Raw genomic sequence first — 20259 nt, 5'->3', positions numbered from 1 at the left:
TTCTTTTTATTATACCAAACACCACACACACCACCCTAGAAGACCGATGTCTCATCCGGCACCGGTCTTCTATGCAGAATTAATGAGCTTGCTTCTTCGTAAAGCTTCCCCCGGACACATCAGCCACATCCTCAACGGCGATGAAGGCTTTCGGGTCGATTTCACGCACGACGGTCTTCAGCGTGGATAATTCCACCCTGCTCACGACGCAGTAAATCACCTGAGTGTCTTCTTTGGTGAAGCCGCCTCTAGCGTACATGTAAGTGGTACTTCGTCCCAGCCGGGCCATAATCGCTTCGGCCACTTCTTCATAATCGTTCGTAATAATGGTAACCGACTTCGATTCATCCAGACCTTCAACGACAATATCCATCACCTTTGAGGCGATATAAAACGTAAAGATCGAATACATGGCCGCATCCCAGCCCAAAATGAAGCCAGCGGCGATAAAAATGATCACATTGATCCCCAGAATGACCTGTCCGACGGATGCGTTCGTTCTCCGTGAAATCAGAATGGCTACAATTTCAGCACCGTCTGTAGTCCCTCCTGCCCGCAACACCAGGCCGACGCCAATACCAAGCAGCAAAGCCCCGAAAAATACCGCCAGAAGCGGCTCCTTGGTAAAAGCCTCCACATGGTGCAATAATGTAGTTGTAGTGGACAGCACGATGATCCCGTACAGCGCGGAAATGGCAAAACCCTTGCCTACCTGCTTGTAGCCAATCGCCAGAAACGGCAGGTTGATAATAAACAGAAAGATCCCCAGAGGCAGGCTGGTCACATTTGTTAACATCAGCGAGATCCCTGTGATTCCCCCGTCAATGATTTCGTTCGGAACAAGAAATAACTCCAGCGCCACACCTGCCAGCACAGCACCTGCCGTGATATAAACAAATTTCAGCAACAGATCGACAGGTTTCATCTTTTTGCGAGTTTTCCCCATGAATCCAATCCTTTCTATGTAGTGAATTACCTATAATTTTAATAGTTAGATAATGTATAATCAACCTTTGACAGTAAGCCTTGATCCTGCCCTCAGTATATCCAGCGTAACGTCCTGAATTCATTCAGGTGACAACTATTGTCATAGTCAATGAGAAAAGGAGAAATCAAATGTCCAAATCGAAGCGGTTGATGGAATTAATGATGACGGTGAATCGAAAAAGGAAGTTTACCGTCAAGGAATTGGCTAACGAATTCGGGGTATCTGCGAGGACGATTCTGCGGGATCTGCAGGAGCTGAGCGAGTTGGGTGTTCCTTTATATTCGGAAGTGGGGCCTCATGGCGGCTATCAGGTGCTGAGGGAAAGAATACTGCCTCCCATCGCGTTTACAGAGCACGAGGCTGTCGCCATTTTTTTCGCCATTCATGCCCTGCGCCACTATGTGTCCCTTCCCTTTGAAACGGAATCCGCCTCTGTGCTGAACAAGTTCTACAATTATATGTCCGGCGACATCAGGGACCGGATCGATCAAATGAAGAACCGGGTTGATTTCGTAACGCCGGCAAGACAGGCGGATGCACCCTTTTTAGCTGTCCTGCTCGATGCTGCCATTCAGCAAAAGATCGTGGTTATAGATTATGAAGCAAAGGAAAGAAAATCCTGCCGGAAAATACAGCCCATCGGCATCTACGCCAACAATGGCTTATGGTATTGCCCTGCTTACTGCTTTCTGCGCAAAGATATGCGTGTGTTCCGCTGCGACAAAATTCAGGCTGCCGAGTGCGATGATTCCGGTACGCAACCTGTGGATCTTCGGCATATTCATCTGGGCAACAGATGGACGCTGGCGCGGCAGGAGGACGCTGGTGCAAGTCTGTATGCGGAGCTGAGCAAGGAAGGTGTACGGCGGTCGGAGACGGAATTGTGGCTGGCTGCTTCCCTGCTGCATGTGCGGGAAGACGGGAGCGGCTGGATTGAGGGTGAGGTTCCAAAATCAGAGATTCCCTACTTGGCCCGGTTGTTTATTGCTTGGGGAAATGAAGCGACGGTAAAAAGCCCTCCGGAACTGATCGAGTGTATGAAGCAGATGCTTGCTGAATTGCTAGCCAAATATGAAGCTTTATAAATGGCTCAATATAATAGTAGGAATTATTCATGTCCCCTCGTCCCCTTCGCATTCGGCCCAGCGTACGAGCGTCGAAAAAAAGGCCACCCCTCAAGTAACATTACTTGAAGGGCAGCCTTTTTAAACTTTGCTCTTATGCTTTCTTTCTTCTCAGCAGGAACAGGCCTGCAAGCAGGATAATGAATCCAACCAACAGATAGCCGTACATATTCGTTGCCGTTGCCGGCAGCTTGCTGCCATGGCCACCCCCGTTGCCGGAGTTTCCTCCGTTCGCCGAGTCACCCGAGGTGCCGGATTGTCCCGTGCCTCCAGTCCCACCTGATCCGCCGGATTGGCCGGAATCCGTGGAACCGGAATCAGAACCTCCCCAGCCCGGGTTGTTCGTGCCGCCATAAGAAGGACCATTGCCCGCTTCTCCTGGTACGCCGGAGTTGCTTCCGCTTCCGCCGCCAATGACGATGTCTTCAGACGGCTGATCCGGGTTGTTCAGGTTATCCCCGGTCACTTCAGCGGTGTTGCGGATCGTTTGGCCGTTCTGCCCTGCGATCAGCTTCGCCTGGAACACAACCGTATGCCAGTCCGTATCTGTCACGTCGCCGAATTGACCGCTTACGTTACCGTCAACATAATGCCCTTTATCGCTGTCCTGTGCATCCGTTACGGTAACGCCATCCACCTTCAGCGAGCCTGGCACATATTGCAGTTCAGTGCGCAGGACGTCGGAAATTTTCAGATTCGTGACCACACTGTCCGCGACAGTGTTACGCGTACGGATCGAGTACTCAATCACGTCACCGATCTGGATCGTGCCACCATTGAGGTCGTTCGCTGCTTTCTCGGATTCCATGACAGGAACTGTGTCGCCGACTGTAATCTCTTCACTTGGTTTGTCCGGGGTATTCACGTTACCCCCGGTTACTTCGCCAACGTTCTTGATCTTGTCGCCCTTTTCGCCCTTGACAACCTTCGCTTCGAATACCAGCGTATGCCAGTCGGTGTCCGTTACGGTGCCAAGGCTGCCTGTTACCGTGCCATCAACATATTTGCCTTTGTCGCTATCGTTGCTATCCGTTACCGTTGCGCCATCCACCTTCAGCGTACCAGGCACGTATTCCAGCTCTTCCGGCAGATCGTCGGAAATGACCATGTTCGTTACACTGCTGTTTGAAACGGTGTTGCGGGCGCGGATCGTATACTCGATCGTATCACCGACTTCGATGCTGCCCCCGTTCACATCTTTCGCCGATTTCTCGGATTCAAGTTTTGGAGAGCTAGAATCATTGTCGTCATCATCATCCGAGCCGCCACCGCCGCCACCTGAGCCTCCATCATCCGGATCTTGTGGATCAGTAGGAGGGTCTACTGGTGGTACTGGCGGGAGTTCAACCACAACCTTGTCGGTCGGTTCGCCCGGTTGATTAATGTTGTCTCCGGTTACTTTTCCGGTATTCTGGATCGTTTTGCCGCCTTGACCGTCCTGGATGACCGCCTTGAACTCCAGCGTATGCCAGTTCAGATCGTTGACATTGCCGAATGAACCGTATACTTCACCGGAGACGGAATGTCCGGCATCACCATCTTGCGCGTCCGACACAGACACGCCATCCACCTTCAAGCTATCCGGTACATACTGCAAGCCTGCAGGGAGCGTATCCGTGATTGTCAGATTTTCCAGGTACGTATCGTTGATTACGCCTCTCGTACGAATCGTGTAAGAGATGGTGTCCCCCACATCATACGTAGCCTTGCTTGCATCCACATTGGATGCGAACTTCTCCGATTCAATCTGCGGGTTCCGCGGGTAGACCTGAACTTCTTCTCTTGGTCTGTCCGGCGTGTCCACATTGTCGCCTCCTACAGCAGCAATGTTGATAATATCCTTACCGGCTTGTCCCGGTTGTACGGTGGCTTCAAACTGCACCGTATGCCAATTCTGGTCCGAGACATCGCCAAGCTGCCCGACAGCCTTACCACCGGCATAATGACCCTTGTCATCCCCTTCGGCATCCGTTACGGCTACGCCATCTACCGTCAGACTGCCTGGGACATATTTCAGCTCGGAAGGAATCGCATCGGAAATCTCCAGATTTTTCACGATGCTCTTAGCAACTGTATTGCGGGATTGAATCGTGTACCGCAGCGTATCTCCTACTTCAGGATGCTCTGCGTCCGTATTGCCGGCCGCTTTTTCCTGAAGGGTCATCGTTTTGCTGGATTCAAGCTTAGGGAAAATGACCGATGAGTCCGTTCCATTGGTTTCAGTCTGTTCTTTTTCCCCAGACAATAAGTTGTCATAGTCGATTTGTGCCTTGTTGTTAATGGATTTCACTGAATAATCCGAAAGCACTTTCACTTTGAATTGTACAGTGATTCCACCCGGCAATTGGCTGGCATTTTGCAGGTCCCCTAACTTAATGCTGACCTGTTTGCCTTCAAACTGGCCTTCATCCGTATCGGCCTCATCCGTAAGTTTCTTGGTTGTTGATCCATTAATCAGGACCATCGAGCCAGGGACATATTCCGTGCCTGCAGGGATCGCGTCGGTAACGACCGTATCCCCTGCGATGTCTCCGCCCTCATTTTTGGTATTGATCGTATACGTTAATTCCGTACCCACGCCAATTTCCCCTGGTGGATTAACGGTCTTGGTCGAGGTTACACACGGCTCTGTTCCCAGGAAGATATCATCCAGCAAATTCCCGAATGCAATCGCACCATTTGAAGTTGAAACTGCCTCAAAACCAAACCTTGTTAACGTCTGTCCCTCAGGGACTGTGTACTCTCCGGTATAATACGTCCATTTGTTAAATTCACTACTCATCTGTTCAATAACCGGCAGGCGATCCGTTGGAATATCAGGTGAACCTATGCGGACCTGCATCGTATCCGTCCCATATTCCCCGCGGTGAGCCAGCCTCCAATAAATGGTTTGGCCCGGTACGGTTGCAACATCCTGATATAACATCGCTGCTTCATGGGCATTCAATTCGGCAAATTGTGTTCCCTCAGCAGCAACAACAGGAATGGTTTGACCGTTCCCCCCCTGTACGGGGCCAAGTAACTCATTAGAGTTTTGCATGATTTGTATTCGATTATCAGATGCGTCAGTTTCCCAACCCGGGACCTCATCACCATAAAAATACATCCAATATTGCTCGGAACCTGGGGACCCTTTATCCCCTACATTTCTCGCTTTCGGCTGCTCAAAGCCTCCATTAATCATCGCAACCGGAGCAGGGCAGGCATTCCCTTCTGCCGCCTGGGTCACAGGAGTAAGAGCCGGTTGTGAAACAGGCAATATGCCGACAATCAGCATAAATACAGCAAATTTAACAAAAAGACGCTTCAACAGGCTTGTTCGCCTTGTGGAACGGGTATCGTGCAATGGTCTCCCCCCCAAAAATTGTTTATTCCAATCCACTAACTTTGACAATTAGACTATTACCTTCCCCAAAGCCGATGTCATGACATGATCGGTGCTGGATTCGACATTCGACCCTCCTTCACTCCAACATCTTTCAAATTTTAATGATTTCCCTGTTAATATAATCCATGCCCTAAAATTAGACAATAATTTTACAGCATCAAATTAAATTTGCATAAATGATCGAAAATAGCACGAATAATGATCTAACCCCTGTGGAATCAACCCTCTAAAATGCCTACTTCAATCACTTTGTTGGTTTCAATTAATACTACATATATAATAGAAGGAATTTTTCTCATCCCGGGTGAAATCCATCTATTTGAAGTGTTAGCCGTTTATCCACATGGTGCTAAATTCCTAAAAAACGACAGCTGCCCCTCAAATCATTTGCCTTGAGAGGCAGCTGTTTTTTCGCTGTATTGTTTTAAGCTTTCTTCCTTCTCAGCAGGAACAGGCCTGCAAGCAGAATGATGAGTCCAGCCAGCAGATAGCCGTACATATTCGTTGCCGTTGCCGGCAGCTTGCTGCCATGGCCATCCCCGTTGCCGGAGTTACCTCCATTCACCGAGTCACCGGACGTGTCGGATTGTCCTGTGCCTCCAGCTCCACCTGATCCGCCGGATTGGCCGGAGTCTGTGGAACCAGAATCAGAACCTCCCCAGCCCGGATTGTTCGTGCCGCCGTAAGAAGGACCATTGCCCGCTTCTCCTGGTACGCCGGAGTTGCTTCCGCTTCCGCCACCAACGACGATGTCTTCAGACGGCTGATCCGGGTTGTTCAGATTATCCCCGGTTACTTCAGCGGTATTGCGGATCGTCTGGCCATTCTGGCCTGCGATCAGCTTCGCCTGGAATACAACCGTATGCCAGTCCGTATTCGTTACGGTGCCAAGGCTACCTGTTACCGTGCCATCCACATACTTGCCTTTGTCGCTATCATTGCTATCCGTTACCGTTGCGCCATCCACTTTCAGCGTCCCCGGTACATATTCCAGCTCTTCCGGCAGGTCGTCGGAAATGACCATGTTCGTTACACTGCTGTTCGAAACGGTGTTGCGGGCACGGATTGTATACTCGATCGAATCACCAACTTCGATGCTGCCTCCATTTATATCCTTCGCCGATTTCTCGGATTCAAGTTTTGGAGAGCTAGAGTCATTGTCGTCGTCATCATCCGAGCCGCCACCGCCGCCACCTGAGCCTCCATCATCCGGATCTTGTGGATCTGTAGGAGGATCTACTGGTGGTGTTGGCGGTATTTCAACCACTACCTTATCGGTCGGTTCGCCCGGTTGATTAATGTTGTCTCCGGTTACTTTCCCGGTATTCTGGATCGTCTTGCCGCCCTGACCGTCCTGGATTACCGCCTGGAACTCCAGCGTATGCCAGCTCGTATCCTCGACATTGCCAAATGAACCATACACTTCACCAGATACGGAATGTCCGGCATCACCATCTTGCGCGTCTGACACAGACACGCCATCCACCTTCAAGCTGCCTGACACGTATTGCAGTCCCGCAGGAAGAGTATCGGTAATCGTCAGATTTTCCAGATAGGTATCGTTCACAACACCTCTCGCACGAATCGTGTAAGAAATGGTGTCTCCCACTTCATACGTTGCCTTGCTTGCATCCACATTCGATGCGAACTTCTCCGATTCAATTTGCGGATTGCGCGGATACACCTGTACTTCCTCTCTTGGGCGGTCCGGAGTATCCACATTGTCGCCTTCTACAGCAGCGATGTTGATAATATCCTTCCCGGCTTGGCCCGGTTTGACGACAGCTTGGAATGCCACTGTATGCGCATTCGTATCCGTGATATCTCCAAGTTTGCCAACAACCTCACCGCCGACATGATGACCAGCATCGTCGTCTTCACTATCGGTAACGGATTTGCCATCTACAGTCAAACTGCCTAGCACATACTCCAGCTCTGCCGGAACCATGTCTGAAATGGTGAGATTTTTCACCGTAGTACCCGCATTATCATTACGGGTCTGAATGGTGTACAGCAGCGTGTCTCCTACTTCAGGATGCTCCGTGTCGGTATTTCCGGATGCTTTTTCCTGAAGAGTTACCGTTTTATTGGATACCAGCATAGGAAACGTAATGGGTGTTGTCGTTAAATTGGTTTCCGTCTGCTCTTCTTCTTCTGTCAACAAGTTTTCGTAGTTGACTTGCGCCTTGTTGTTAACAGATTTCACTGCGTAATCATTCAGCACTTTCACCTTAAATTGCACAGTAACTCCATTGCCTAGCTTGCCGGTATTCGCCAGATCCCCAATTTTGATGTTAATCTGATTTCCGTCAAAATCACCTTCATCGGTATCGTTGGCATCCGTCAGATTTTTGGTCGCAGAACCATTATTCAAGACCATCGATCCAGGGACATATTCCGTTCCAGCCGGGATGGCATCCGTAATGGTTGCATCGGCCGCGATGTCCCCGCCTTCGTTCTTGACATTAATCGTATACGTCAGCTCACTGCCGGCTTTGACCTCACCCGGCGGATTAACCGTCTTGTTGGAGGTTACGCATGGCTCTGTTCCGAGGAAGATGTCATCGAGGAAGTTACCGTTGCCCAGGCCTCCGACGGCACTAACTGCCTCGAAACCAAAGCGTGTTACCGTTTGCCCTGCCGGAACCGTATAACTGCCCGTATAAGTTCCCCATGCCCTGTTTCCGTCACTCATTTGTTCTTGTACAACAGCATCGTATGGGTTAGCGGTAGCTGCTCCAATACGAAGCTGCATGGTGTCAACCCCGCTTCGCCCCATATGGGACAAGCGCCAGTGGATGGTTTGTCCAGGTACAGTTTTCACATCCTGGTATAACATACCGTTTTCAAAGGCATTTAATTCTGCCCATCTGTTACCCTCAGGTGGTGCGGGATAGCTTTTTGTTCCCGCAGGAAGATTATCCTTCCAATTCCAGATCTCAATGGCTTTCTCACCAATGGCATCGTCCGTAGTCTTCCATGAAGGTACCTCGGCTTCCTTGAAATAGAAACCTCCTGCACCGTTGTTCGCAGTCCCTCTGGCGGGCCCTTCCTCAAAGCTGCCGTTCAGCAGCGCTACCGGAGCTGAGCAAGGGCTATCCGCCGCCTGGGTCGCAGGGGTCAGGGATGGTTGCGAAAAAGGCAACATGCCGAAGACCAGCATAAATACAGAAAATTTAATAAAAAGACGCTTGAATACGCTTGTTTGTCGTGCGGAGCGGGTATTCACCAATTGTCTCCCCCCAAATTGTTGTTATTCCAGATCACAGGTGCCCGGTTTGACAGTGTCGTTCCCTTCTCCCCAGCACCGGTCTTTTCTGATTTTGACAAGTACCCGGTTGTATGTATATGTTTGCTCTAGTTGTCCAACGGGTGAATAGCAAACAATCCTCCCTCCGGAAACAAGTTATACCAGATTGCCGGCAACTATAGCGCAACTTCGTCCCTCCTTTTCTCCGGCATCATATTTCAATTTTTAACCAATGTTCAGGGCATAGTATAATTCAGCAGGCAAATATAGACAATATTTTTGCCTAAACATGCGCAATTTGTCATAAGTCCCAGAACTAAAAAGCATCCCCAGAATGATACAAACGTCCCGAAAATCATCCTTACGTCTCACACCGCAGCAGACTTGACCTAAAATCCGCATGATAGACTTGCCATAGATACTACTTTTTGCGCTGGATTTGCTCAGGAAGAAAGAGTAAGATCGTATTGTGAAAATATAGAAAATAAAAGCACTATATTTCAGAATTTCAGATTTGCATTTTTATGTAAAACCCAGGAGGGAAGGCATATGCGCAAAGTCGCAGGTATTTTACTAGCAGTGGCTGGAGCGGGCCTGCTGGCTGTCGGGGGCATGCAATATGTCCAGCATCAAGCCAGCCTGAAAGAAGCGATGGCCGAAGCCAATGCGCTGGTCGGCCAGGGTATAAGTGTGTCGGAAGAGACACGGCTGACTAAAGTATCAAGCCCCACTCCCCTGATCGATAGAAGTGAATTTAAGCCGCAGCAGAATGACGTGATTGGATTGCTGGAAATCCCGAAGCTGAATGAAGACCTTCCAATTATTGAAGGCACAGATGAGGAGATGCTTGCGCGCGGAGTCGGGCATTACGGCACTACTGCGTTTCCTTCGGACAACGAACAGATTCTGCTGTCCGGTCATCGGGACACCGTGTTCCGTAATTTCGGTAAGCTGGCGGTCGGGGACCGTTTTATCGTCAAGCTGCCCTATGGTACATATGAATATGAGATCAAAAGCACCGATATTGTGGATAAAGACGATACAACCGTGATTCGCAAGATGGGCACCGAGGTGCTGGTGGTCTCCACCTGCTATCCGTTTCATTATGTAGGCAGTGCGCCTGAGCGATACATTTTGTATGCTTATCCGGTCGATCACGTGAATTCTTGAACCACAGCTCACAAGCATGGATATATACGTACATTGTAAATACGACGTGAATAATTTATAATACATCGTAAATAATACCAAATGGAAGGAGTGTTTAAAATGGGGCAAACCAATATCAACATTCGGATGGATGAAGACTTGAAAAAAGAAGCGGAATCCCTCTTTTCCGAGCTTGGGTTAAATATGACGACAGCAGTAAATATCTTCGTTCGCCAATCGCTTCGGCAAGGCGGAATCCCATTTGAGATTACCACACAATCCGATCCTTTTTATAACCCGGATAATATTAAAAGGTTAAAGGAATCCATACAGCAAATGGAGCAAGGAAAGACAGTGCGCAAGTCGATGAACGACACCCATTATGGTGATAAGTAACGTAATACTAAAAAAGCGAAGCGCCGCGACCCGTACATGGGTTCGGCGCTTCTTTCGCTTGACCCATCGGCGGTGGGCCACTGCTAATGAATCAATTTCCAGCACATTCTTATTCCGGCTTTGACAACAAAGAAATCGAACGAAATAGTCAATAAATCGAAATAATTGATCGTTAAAACGCGAAAAAAGTGCATTTATAATCACATTTAGGATAAAATGATTTTATGAATTTATTCATACTTGAAAGCGAGGCTTGAGCATGGCAAGAGCACCTTTTACACCTGATCCATTACCCTTAAGCAATGAGCAAATAGATCCATTGTTTTTTCTAAAGGAACTTATTGAAGCACATAAAAAAATTGCACAATATCAAGTTTTACTTCAGAACACCAAACTTCCATCACATTTATTGTTAAACCCAGTCATGCTTAATGAAGCAGTACAATCCACTAAAATTGAAGGGACCCAGGTAACTTTAGATGAGGTTTTGGAGGTTGAGACTCATAGCAGAAAAAATAACAAAGACGTACAGGAAGTTCTGAATTACTATCATGCTCTTCGCGAAAGTATGGATAGATTAAGTATATTACCGATATCAACAAGGTTGTTTAAATCAATGCACCTGACCCTCATGTCAAATGGTGTACGCGGAAGTAACCGTTCTCCTGGAGAATACAGAAAAATCCAGAACTTTATTGGTCCCGAAGGATGTACTATGGAAACAGCAACGTTCATCCCTCCCCAACCTCAATCGGTTGACAATTACATGAATAACCTTGAAATCTATATTAATGATCCACAAGATAAACTTGATGAACTCATCAGAATTGCCATTGTGCACGCCCAATTCGAAACCATACATCCGTTCCTCGATGGAAACGGAAGGATTGGTCGTATATTAATCCCTCTTTACTTGTTCAATAAAAAAGTTATTGATTACCCAAATTTCTTTTTAAGCGAGGCCCTGGAACGAGATAAACACAAGTACTATCGCTATTTAAATGATACAAGATACAAAGGCGATTGGAATCAATGGATTCAATTTTTCCTGGAAGCCATCATCCATCAGGCAGACAAGAATATCAAATTGATTAACGATGTGAATGAACTATATGACCGCGATCTTGATTTAGCCCAATCTTTAATTAACAGTAGTGGAATAAAAAAATTGGTTGATGCTATTTTCCAAAAACCCATCTTCACAGTTCCAACGATTTCGCTATCTTCAGAACTTTCAGAGGCAACTTGCAGGAGATATCTGTCCACTCTGGAAGCCAACAGAATCGTTTTTTCCGATGGAAAGCAAAGATTCAAAACCTATTATTACTACAGCCTGCTTGATAAATTGAGGTAATAGTTACCAACCTGGTTTGCAAGAACTTCCACTTCCTTCTTCAACTCGCCCTGGAGGACTTCTTACGGAAGTACTATACTAAGACACAAGCTCCTTTTCGGAAATGGAAGCAATACCCCGATGCTCTCCCAATACAAGCGTCGGGCTATTTAGTGCAGGGGGTGGTTTAGAGTGGCTTAAAGTTTTCGATGATAACTGTAGGTTGGGCCCTGATCATACAAGGGCCGTTTTCTACATAATCATACAGGTCGGAGGAAAAAGAGAAAAAAGAGTCCGATTATGCTCAGACTCCTTTACGATTAACACGATTAATATGTTCTTGTATACGGCGTGTGGCTTCACGTACAGCATCAGAGTCCTGCTCCTCCATCAGCTTGCGCCGACCTTCCCTCATAATGGAACCAAGCGTCTCTTCTGGCAAGTTGGAGGGGACAGCAACCAATCCCTGAAAAGGATCTTTAATTCGTGGCATAATATCATCTCCTTAACTATAGTATAACTCAATAAGGTGACTTGTAACAGATCGATTAATCCCGTAAACTCCACGATTCATATGTCTGGCGTTATATTTCGTTTCATAATGGTGCCTCAGACCGCTCTTTGGCGGAGTTGTTCTTGATCACTTCAATGGGAGATCGAATACAAATATTATAGAATATATGTTCGCTTTTTGAAAGCAACAATGTTATTGATCTACTTGCTTCAAGAACAACGAGACTTCAAGCCAAAGTGAAACTAAATTCCTCATCTTAACGAGGGATTTTTGTTTGGCTTTGGGAATAGAAGTTTATTCACCAAAAAAGCCCACTCGTTATTTGAAATGAGTGGGCTTCACTACAATTTTCGTTTATACTAAGACACAAGCTCCTTTTCGGAAATGGAAGCAATACCCCGATGCTCCCCCAATACAAGCGTCGGGCTATTTATTTAATGGGAGGGACAAAGAAGATGCCAGGACATAATGACGCCACGGAACTTTGGCTGCAAGCGCTTGAAACTGTTAAAAAGACTGTTGAACCTATTCAATTTCAAACTTGGTTTAAAGAGACCTCTGCAACGTTTGACGGCGAAATTTTCGTTATTATTTGCCCCACCTCTTTCGGGAAGGAATGGCTTTGTTCCCGCTATTCAAACGTCGTACTAAGCGCAGTTGAACTGGCGACCGGGAATAATGCAATAAAGATCTCGTTTCGATCGTTGAAGCGCCCAGTCGAGGCCATCGATAAGTCACATGTAACGCTAGTTGAAAGTACACCAGAAGACGTTGGTGCCTTACTGCAAAATATTAACAAAAAACTGGATGATCTAAAAAAAGACGTAGAAATTATCTTTCATAAAGTATCTCAACAGGAGTTAGAGATCAACCGTTTAAAACATGGCGGCTATTCCATCAGATTAAAAGAGTAGTACATGAATTGAATATGTCTATGTACAGCTTTGAGTAGGGGATGAATCTCGGTTAGGCGAAGCCTAAATGCACTTGTCTATTGTATGAGGCGCGTGCTTTCCTAGTCGAATGTTTGTGTGGTATGATGGGAATAAGCCTCTTCAGGCGGGGGGAACATTCACTTGATGTATACTTATCGTGAAGGCGGTGGATAATATGCATAAGAAGCGTCCATTCAAACGATATGAAGTGTCTCCCATCCTCCCCGGTCTTGACAGTGAAGATCGCCAAGAAGAAGTAAACCGGGCTATTGCAGAATATAAAGCAAATAGAGCTACGACTCGCTAATAAGCGGGTCTTTTTTTATGCTTCTCCCTACAAAATAAAATAACTCACTCTGGGGAGGTTATTTTATTTTGTACACACCTTCAGATAGTAACCGTTCAACATAAGGAACGCTTTGGCACTCATATAGCCCGTCCTCTTGTTACCGTCAGAGAATATTTCAACCGCCTTGCGTTGATCGCTCTCGCTTGGCTCCAGTAACAGGACTGCGGCTTCCAAAACTGTATCGCTCATGTCGATGCTTTTTATAGTACTGGCATCTACACCATAATAACTTTGCGACCACCATGCTCCCTTTGATTCCGGCGATCTCCTGATGAATCTGTGGTATGATAAATGGAAGAAGAAGAGATTTTCCTTAGTAGAAACGGGACGTGGTCCTGATGCTGGAAATAGCTCAGATCAGGGAGATGGTGGGTATATCTAATTATCCATGACTCCAAAGGAGATGATGGAAAGGTGGAAGTCTTTGTTCAGGAACGATTGAAGGGGATGGATTTGTTGGATCGCCCTTCTTTTCTTAAGTTCGAAGTTCTTGAGATGGATCGCGTGGTGGCCAAAGTAACGGTTAACTACATCAGTCAAAAAGTAGACCTTTGGCAGGACCGGGGAGTAGATCCGATTTTCTTGCCATTCCCTACTAAGGAAACTATAGATGTCCTTGATGTATTGGACTACCTTGAATCCAGATGCTTTCCAAGAACAAGACATCATGCTGACAAATTGCTGAAGACCCTGGGTCTTACGGAATACGATCCAGTCGAGATTGTTAAGAAAACTCACGGTGTGATTTATGACGACTACGTCTGGATCAGATTTGACGGAGAGGAGTTGACTTGTAAGGATGTCCATCCCCGCCATCCCCGTTATGCACGTAAGAACCCGTGAGATCGTCCAGTTCCCAACAAGCAGCAAGGGAGATCAGTTGAAGTGGCGTGCAGGAAGCTTGTGGGTAAAAGCCAATAAGTTTGGCTACGAAGGTCTTGCTGAATGGGTGAGCTACGAGTTAATGCGAAGATCGAATGTGAATGAAGAATTAATAGTTCCCTATCAGATTTGTAAAATTGTAGATGAAGAGGGGACGGAGTATGACGGCTGTTATTCAGAAAACTTCGTAAGCCCCGGGGAAACTCTGGTAACCTTGGACAGGTTGTTGTCGTCATATGGATATTCATTCAACAGAATCGTTGAAAAGTTAAGTACAGAACGTGCGGTAGAAGCGATCGCTGTAGTTGTGGAGTCTTTGACAGGGTTGAATGTTTTTCAATATCTGACAGACCAGTTGACCTTTGATGCAGTCGTGTTGAATGAAGACCGTCATATCAACAACATTGCCTTCATACATAGAGCCGATGGTTATCGACTTTGCCCGTACTTTGATCATGGCTTGAGTTTGCTGTCAGACTTGAATGATTACCCTGCGAGCATGCCTGCGGATGTTGCAATGAGAAATGTAAAGGCCAGACCCTTCAGCGTTTCATTTAGAAAACAAGCATTGTCAACAAGTTTAAAGTTCAACCGAGACGCTGTAGTGGAGTTTCTGGACACCCATGAATTGGGTAGAGCAGGGAGAGTTCTGCGATCACAAGTCAGGGTGTATTCAAATTTGTTTGTATGAATAAAATAGGATCCCCTCATATTAACTAGAGGCGAAAGACCAGAGAGATATCAAAAATATTCAATAGTACAACGGAAGGGATAGGCTTGGCGTTGCTGGCTTCTGGGGGGCAGCCCCCGGAGTTCCTCCGGCATGACTCGTTCATAGTGGACTCGTTGGATCAACAGCTTCAGAATCTCGTTCTGCTTCTCGGCTGGAAGGGATTTGAAATGCTCGAACGATCCGGGCTGGTGCGCCTTGAGATTCACCGGAGAGGGCTGCCTTAGCTGCCGGATTTGCTGCAGAAGCTGCGCTCTGGACTCCTGCAGCACGGGATGTTGTTTCACCCGGGTATGCACTCTCTTGAGTAGTTCATACGGCAATTCCCTTGCCAGCGCGGGCTGCACGAGCTCCTCTTGCTCCTCTTTGTTCTCTTGCAGATGTTGTTCGATCAGCATGAGGCGCTCCAGTAGATCCTTCAGAACGCTTGTCTTCCCTTGCTGCTGCAAAAGCTCAGCCACCTGTTGCCCCTTATGTCTCTGGAGCTGCAACAGTACTTCTTCATTCAGCAACTGCAGCCTCATGCCTTGATTGTTGCATTTCATACGACTGTCAGGCAGCAGTTTTTTGCAATGTCTGATGAATATAGCACCGCTTTTTGTCTTGATCAGCTCCAGCTTTTTGCCGCAAATCCCACAGAACAGCAGATCTTTGAGCAGGGTGTCTCCCATCTTGTCGGCCGGCCTCTCGCGGGTGAGAGTGGTCGCCCCCCCCCGATCCATTTTATCCCAATTCACTCGTTCCCACTCTTCTACTGGAATGATCGCGGGATGAGCATCTTCCGTGACGATCGTCTCCACGGTCTTATAGTGGTACACCTGGCCTTTCTTGATTCGCTGGCGATTACGGAACACCAGGGTTCCTTTGTACACTGGATTGCGCAGGATCTGCTGGATGCCTGTCGGCTGGAAGGGATGTAGATGTTGGGTTTTGAAGCCATCCCCGTTAAGTCTATCGGCAATCTTGCGGCAGCTCATGCCTTGGAGGTACAGCTTAAATATATAACGAACCATCCCGGCCTCAGGCTCGTAGATTTCCAGCTTGCGGGTGTCCGGGTTACGCCAGTAACCGTAAGCCGCCTGCCCGCTGACATGCTCGCCCCGCCGGGCCCGCTGCATTTTATTGACTTTCGTGCGGCGGCCGATCATCTCATATTCCATCGAGGCGTATAGGGTGCTGACATCATACAAGGTACGGGAGGCCTGTGAACCCGCCAGGTCAAAGACTTGCGTCGGCGTAATGATTTTCACATCATGCTCAATACATTCTTTTTTAATGATCTGGGAGATCAGCCCATTGCGGGACAGACGGTCCAGCGATACGGCAAAAATGGCCTGGTAACGCCCAAGGTTGCGGAGCAGCTTCTGTAACTGAGGGCGGGTCTCCAACTGATGCTTTCCCCCGCTCACGATTTCTTCGTACACCTCGAAGGTATAATCATGCTCGCGGCAAAATTCCTCCATCAGCTCACGGTGATTCTGAAGTGTGTCTTCGTTTTCCCCCTTGGACCGTGATATGCGCAGGTAGAGTGCGCCGAAGATCCCGGTATTCCCATCCATCATGTGTAGATCACTCCCATCCGCCTTCACCAATACTCAATCGTGTAGCTGAACGGTGATTTCAGGCGTTCACGATTGTTGGCAGACAGCGCCTTGATCTCTTCGGGCAGCCTCCTCTTGTAATCGATCCGCCGGATGAACTGCTTCAACGTCTGGTTCTGGTCTTCCGGTGTCTGGTTGGGGAACTGATCCAGCATATCCAGGATACCCTCCATCTCTTCCACCCCGGAGGACTCGAGCTTCTGAATCTGCTGCAGGACCTTCTCCTTCATTTCCTGCAAAGCATGCTCCAGACGCAGCAGTCTATTGGCCTGCACCCCGATCTCCTCGTCCCCGAAAATCCCTGTCCCGGCCAGCTCCTCCAGTTCGCTCTGCAGTTGCTGCACTTCTTCCATCTGCTGCTCCGTATGCTCACGATGCTTCCGGAATCCGGGGAGCAGGTGAAGCGCGTCTTGCTGCTGTATATGTAATAGTCCTTGCCGCAGCCGTTCCCGGTGCGCCTGGAGCTTGCACAGCACTTCTTCTTCGAGCAATATCAGCCTCATGCCATGATTTCCGCATTTCTCCCCGCTGTCCGGCAGCAGATATTCACAGGGTTTAATGAGATACTTCCCGTTTCGCTCCTTTGTCACAAACAGCTTTCCTCCACATATGCCACAATACAGCAGATCCTTCAGCATCGTGGTTCCTGTCTTGACCGTCGCTTTCTCGCGCAGCGCCGCCGCCTTGGCTCCGCGTTCCGCACGCTCCCGTTTCGCTTGCTCCCATTCGTCAGGGGCAATGATGGCCGGATGGGCATCGTCCGTGATGATGGTGTCCACCACCTTGAAGGTATACTCGCCATTTTCCTTCGTATACTTGCGGTCGTGCAGGACAAGACAGCCTTTGTAGACCGGGTTATTGATGATCGCTTTCACGGTTGAAGGCTGGAAGCTACGCTGTCGCTGCGTTTTATAACCTTCGCTATTGAGGATATCGGCAATCTTCTGCTTACCCAGACCCTCACTGTGAAGCTTGAAGATATATCGAACCACTTCGGCTTCCGGCTCATAGATTTCCAGCTTACTGGTGGTCTCGTTTCTCCTGTAACCAAAAGCAGGTTTCCCGCTGACATACTCCCCCCGCCGGGCACGCTGCATTCTATTGTATTTATTCCTGCGCCCGATCATCTCATATTCCATCACGGCAAACATGGAGCTTACGTCATACAGGACACGGTCTTCCAGCGAATTGCATAAATCGAAGGTCTGGGAAGGGGTGATGATCTTGATTTCGTGATCTATGCATACCTGCTTGATCTGCTGGGAGATCACTCCATTACGCGCGAGACGGTCCAGCGACACGGTGAAGATCGCTTTGTATTGCTCGATATTTTGCAAAAGCTGCTGCAGCTGTGGCCTTTCCCCAAGGTCATATTTGCCTCCACTCACAATCTCTTCATACATTTCATAGGTATAACCGTTCTGTCTGCAGAACTCCGTCATGATCTCGCGATGATTCTGCAAGGTATCCTCGTTCTCGCCCTTATCCCGTGAAATACGCAGGTAGGTCGCCCCGAAACAACCCACTTCTATGCTGCCCATACAGGTCGCCAGCCTCCTTTGTACAGCTATACAGCATTCTGACCGATTACTGCTTGGCCCACTATTCTATTCTATGGAATAGGCTGTGGATTATGAGCCGGAAAAACATGCTGCTCACCCCAGAGCCCGATTTTCAAATTCGCTCCCGGATCACGTTTACGTTCTACATATTACATATTACGTGTTACATCTTATGTATTACGTCCTACGTCTACGTAAACGTAAACCAATGTTTCAGCGCATGGTCTCATCGGTCCTTTTCATTTGTAGATTCCGCCGCGCGAATCAATGCCTGTATATAAACCACTTTCTCGTCGTGATTGATTTCGAAAAGGATTCACAACGCACCGATCCGCAATCGATACAGGCCAATGGAGCCTTTCATACGTTTAATGTCTCCGGTCGGAGGAATAACAAGCAAACCTTGCAGCCCGTGCGCGATTCGTTCTTGAATCTGCTTCTCTTGCTTGGCGATAAATTTTAATGCAGCTTTATGGTAAATCAACTTGTAGCCCGAACTCACGCTTGGCTTCCTCCCCAGACACATACCCGGCATCGCTATTTAATTGGCGAAGCTCTTCTTCAGTCAACGGCTCATCATCAGGTTCTTGCCGGTCGATCTCTTCCCAGCCCAGTGGCTTTCTTGCTGATCGTTCGATCAAATATTGAAGAAAATCAAAAGCCGTTTTTTGATCGGGTTCTTGGAGCCGGTCAATTAGGCTGTACAAGTCCTTTTTACGAATTCCCATACAAGAATGCCTCCTCATTTCAAATGTCCGCTAATTTTTTATACGTACTCATGTAATTCGCCGTCACGGTCGGGCCTGTTGGACCTGTCACGCCCGTCATTCCGGTCATGCCAGTCACCGGATCAGATCATTTGATTCTCTTCAAGTCAGCCTCTTGTTGAATGGAGCGAGCAGAGAGAAGTTCAATAATTCTGTGCTGGTTCTCCAGAAAACCCTCTATCTCCATAACCCGTTCATTCGTATCCAGGACAGCTCGTTTCATTTCTTGCTGATCCACTCTCATTTCCCGAATCTCCAGCAGCTGCAGCTTCATTCCCTGATTGCTGCATTTTACACGGCTGTCAGGAAGTACATTTCTGCAAGGTTGGATGATGAGAACACCGCTTTTTTTCTTTTGAAATTCAAGTTTTTTCCGCATAACCCGCAGAATAGCAGGTCTTTAAGCATCGTGGCTCCGGTTTTGCGGGCTGGCTTCTCGCGGGTAATGGGGTCTTGCACCAGGTCTGAACCATCGTTCTGTGATGTGACCGTAAAAAAAGCCCACTCATGATTTGGAATGAGTGGGCTTCACTACAATTTTCTTTTAAAATCCCGAATATAGGAGTCCGTTTCAAGGGATTTAACAGAGAGCATTTCGAGAATACGGTCTTGCCTTTCTTGCCCTTGGATTAGTCCATTAACATTAATTTTGACCTCTCGCATATCTTCCTTCAACACGCCCACATCTTCCTTCAACACGCTCATGTCTTCCTTTAGCACGCTCACGTCTTCCTTCAACACGCTCATGTCTTCCTCAACTGTTCTGAGCCTGCTATTGTTTTCCCCAACCATTTTGATGAGTGTCTCCAGCATTTCTTCCACACGGTTTGATGGGTTGTCCTTCATGCTTTCAGCCTCCTATTACTGGTTTGAATATAAGCATACATGACGGAGCTTCGCCTGTAAACCCATTCTTGTTCACCCCATTTTTTTCTTGTTATCCCAGGAGATTACGATCAAGCTTCTCTGCATAGCCTGATGTGCCGTCGATACGATTTCAGGTTAAGCCAGTTTAACTACTGCTATACTTGAGCCTCCCCCAATATCATTGGTTCCCCCTGCAACGTTAAAAGTAGTAACATCTAGGGGACTTGCTACTCCACTTTGAGTACCTCCACCAGGAAATACTGATCATTTAATAGCTTTCGTGTAATTCCTCCTTTCCTTTGCGAATGAAATTCTACTGCTCCAAGTAGCCTTTATGCTCATTCTGACCATCCTCGTTCAACCTTCCAAAAAAATAGGGAGCAGTTGAATGATTCGATTGACTTTTCGGTCCACAATAATATAT

At 47.7% G+C, this 20259-nt stretch carries 16 protein-coding genes and 1 pseudogene; 7 read left to right on the top strand and 10 right to left on the bottom strand.

Going from position 1 to position 20259, the window contains the following annotated elements; genetic code table 11:
• Nucleotides 1-79: 79 nt before the first annotated feature.
• Nucleotides 80-946, bottom strand: a complete 867-nt coding sequence (locus tag ACE5LO_RS18430; RefSeq protein ID WP_375521468.1) for a YitT family protein — start codon at nt 944-946, stop codon at nt 80-82.
• 170 nt (nt 947-1116) lie between these two features.
• Here ACE5LO_RS18430 and ACE5LO_RS18425 point away from each other — a divergent pair, with 170 nt between their 5' ends.
• Entirely contained in the window at nt 1117-2073 is a 957-nt protein-coding gene (locus tag ACE5LO_RS18425) for a helix-turn-helix transcriptional regulator (RefSeq protein ID WP_375521467.1), read from the top strand.
• 133 nt (nt 2074-2206) lie between these two features.
• Here the strand turns inward: ACE5LO_RS18425 and ACE5LO_RS18420 are convergent, their stop codons facing one another.
• Both ACE5LO_RS18420 and ACE5LO_RS18415 read right to left on the bottom strand, forming a co-directional pair.
• Nucleotides 2207-5458, bottom strand: coding sequence for an isopeptide-forming domain-containing fimbrial protein (locus ACE5LO_RS18420; protein ID WP_375521466.1), 3252 nt, complete (start codon nt 5456-5458; stop codon nt 2207-2209).
• Nucleotides 5459-5924: 466 nt separating this feature from the next.
• Complete coding sequence (locus ACE5LO_RS18415) at nt 5925-8729, bottom strand: isopeptide-forming domain-containing fimbrial protein (RefSeq protein ID WP_375521546.1); 2805 nt, start codon at nt 8727-8729, stop codon at nt 5925-5927.
• 570 nt (nt 8730-9299) lie between these two features.
• On the opposite strand from ACE5LO_RS18415, the gene srtD reads away from it, so the two are divergent.
• From srtD to ACE5LO_RS18400, 3 genes are all read left to right on the top strand, one after another.
• On the top strand, nt 9300-9920 hold the full coding sequence (gene srtD, locus ACE5LO_RS18410) for a class D sortase, LPxTATN-specific (RefSeq protein ID WP_375521465.1): 621 nt from the start codon (nt 9300-9302) through the stop codon (nt 9918-9920).
• Nucleotides 9921-10019: 99 nt separating this feature from the next.
• Complete coding sequence (locus ACE5LO_RS18405; protein WP_375521464.1) at nt 10020-10295, top strand: type II toxin-antitoxin system RelB/DinJ family antitoxin; 276 nt, start codon at nt 10020-10022, stop codon at nt 10293-10295.
• Between the two features lie 259 nt (nt 10296-10554).
• Complete coding sequence (locus ACE5LO_RS18400; protein WP_375521463.1) at nt 10555-11649, top strand: Fic family protein; 1095 nt, start codon at nt 10555-10557, stop codon at nt 11647-11649.
• Nucleotides 11650-11932: 283 nt separating this feature from the next.
• Here ACE5LO_RS18400 and ACE5LO_RS18395 read toward each other — a convergent pair whose 3' ends face one another.
• On the bottom strand, nt 11933-12121 hold the full coding sequence (locus ACE5LO_RS18395; protein ID WP_375521462.1) for a hypothetical protein: 189 nt from the start codon (nt 12119-12121) through the stop codon (nt 11933-11935).
• A 476-nt stretch (nt 12122-12597) separates the two neighbouring features.
• Here ACE5LO_RS18395 and ACE5LO_RS18390 point away from each other — a divergent pair, with 476 nt between their 5' ends.
• The 3 genes from ACE5LO_RS18390 (at nt 12598) to ACE5LO_RS18380 (ending at nt 14999) form a co-directional block, all read left to right on the top strand.
• Complete coding sequence (locus ACE5LO_RS18390; protein WP_375521461.1) at nt 12598-13056, top strand: DnaA N-terminal domain-containing protein; 459 nt, start codon at nt 12598-12600, stop codon at nt 13054-13056.
• Nucleotides 13057-13840: 784 nt separating this feature from the next.
• Nucleotides 13841-14269, top strand: coding sequence for a hypothetical protein (locus ACE5LO_RS18385; protein ID WP_375521460.1), 429 nt, complete (start codon nt 13841-13843; stop codon nt 14267-14269).
• 37 nt (nt 14270-14306) lie between these two features.
• Nucleotides 14307-14999 (top strand): HipA domain-containing protein, encoded by a 693-nt coding sequence (locus ACE5LO_RS18380; protein ID WP_375521459.1) that lies wholly within the window; start codon nt 14307-14309, stop codon nt 14997-14999.
• A gap of 50 nt (nt 15000-15049) precedes the next feature.
• On the opposite strand, the gene ACE5LO_RS18375 is transcribed toward ACE5LO_RS18380, so the two are convergent.
• The 6 genes and pseudogenes from ACE5LO_RS18375 to ACE5LO_RS18350 form a co-directional block, all read right to left on the bottom strand.
• On the bottom strand, nt 15050-16600 hold the full coding sequence (locus ACE5LO_RS18375; RefSeq protein WP_375521458.1) for a recombinase family protein: 1551 nt from the start codon (nt 16598-16600) through the stop codon (nt 15050-15052).
• A gap of 23 nt (nt 16601-16623) precedes the next feature.
• Nucleotides 16624-18180: a recombinase family protein gene (locus ACE5LO_RS18370; protein ID WP_375521457.1), complete on the bottom strand. Its 1557-nt coding sequence runs from the start codon at nt 18178-18180 to the stop codon at nt 16624-16626.
• A 260-nt stretch (nt 18181-18440) separates the two neighbouring features.
• Nucleotides 18441-18703: pseudogene (locus ACE5LO_RS18365) on the bottom strand (type II toxin-antitoxin system RelE family toxin).
• Nucleotides 18672-18929, bottom strand: coding sequence for a hypothetical protein (locus ACE5LO_RS18360; RefSeq protein ID WP_375358133.1), 258 nt, complete (start codon nt 18927-18929; stop codon nt 18672-18674). The pseudogene ACE5LO_RS18365 and the gene ACE5LO_RS18360 overlap by 32 nt, the downstream one beginning before the upstream one ends.
• 127 nt (nt 18930-19056) lie before the next feature.
• Nucleotides 19057-19242, bottom strand: a complete 186-nt coding sequence (locus tag ACE5LO_RS18355; RefSeq protein ID WP_375358134.1) for a hypothetical protein — start codon at nt 19240-19242, stop codon at nt 19057-19059.
• Between the two features lie 257 nt (nt 19243-19499).
• The gene (locus ACE5LO_RS18350; protein ID WP_375358135.1) at nt 19500-19814 is read right to left on the bottom strand and encodes a hypothetical protein; all 315 of its coding nucleotides are present in this window, start codon (nt 19812-19814) and stop codon (nt 19500-19502) included.
• Between the last annotated feature and the right edge of the window lie 445 nt (nt 19815-20259).

It is taken from the genome of Paenibacillus medicaginis (assembly GCF_042138635.1).
GTDB classification, from domain to species: Bacteria; Bacillota; Bacilli; order Paenibacillales; family Paenibacillaceae; genus Paenibacillus; species Paenibacillus medicaginis.
Note: the sequence above shows the minus strand (reverse complement) of the source record. Positions and strands in the feature narration are given on the sequence as shown.

Excerpts from the sequence above, each read along its gene's own strand:
- ACE5LO_RS18370 (WP_375521457.1), bottom strand. The coding sequence starts at position 18,180 with ATGGGCAGCATAGAAGTGGGTTGTTTCGGGGCGACCTACCTGCGTATT.
- ACE5LO_RS18350 (WP_375358135.1), bottom strand. The coding sequence starts at position 19,814 with ATGAAGGACAACCCATCAAACCGTGTGGAAGAAATGCTGGAGACACTC.
- ACE5LO_RS18355 (WP_375358134.1), bottom strand. The coding sequence starts at position 19,242 with ATGAAGCTGCAGCTGCTGGAGATTCGGGAAATGAGAGTGGATCAGCAA.
- ACE5LO_RS18395 (WP_375521462.1), bottom strand. The coding sequence starts at position 12,121 with ATGCCACGAATTAAAGATCCTTTTCAGGGATTGGTTGCTGTCCCCTCC.
- ACE5LO_RS18360 (WP_375358133.1), bottom strand. The coding sequence starts at position 18,929 with ATGGGAATTCGTAAAAAGGACTTGTACAGCCTAATTGACCGGCTCCAA.
- ACE5LO_RS18425 (WP_375521467.1), top strand. The coding sequence starts at position 1,117 with ATGTCCAAATCGAAGCGGTTGATGGAATTAATGATGACGGTGAATCGA.
- ACE5LO_RS18430 (WP_375521468.1), bottom strand. The coding sequence starts at position 946 with ATGGGGAAAACTCGCAAAAAGATGAAACCTGTCGATCTGTTGCTGAAA.
- ACE5LO_RS18375 (WP_375521458.1), bottom strand. The coding sequence starts at position 16,600 with ATGATGGATGGGAATACCGGGATCTTCGGCGCACTCTACCTGCGCATA.
- ACE5LO_RS18405 (WP_375521464.1), top strand. The coding sequence starts at position 10,020 with ATGGGGCAAACCAATATCAACATTCGGATGGATGAAGACTTGAAAAAA.
- ACE5LO_RS18400 (WP_375521463.1), top strand. The coding sequence starts at position 10,555 with ATGGCAAGAGCACCTTTTACACCTGATCCATTACCCTTAAGCAATGAG.
- ACE5LO_RS18390 (WP_375521461.1), top strand. The coding sequence starts at position 12,598 with ATGCCAGGACATAATGACGCCACGGAACTTTGGCTGCAAGCGCTTGAA.
- srtD (WP_375521465.1), top strand. The coding sequence starts at position 9,300 with ATGCGCAAAGTCGCAGGTATTTTACTAGCAGTGGCTGGAGCGGGCCTG.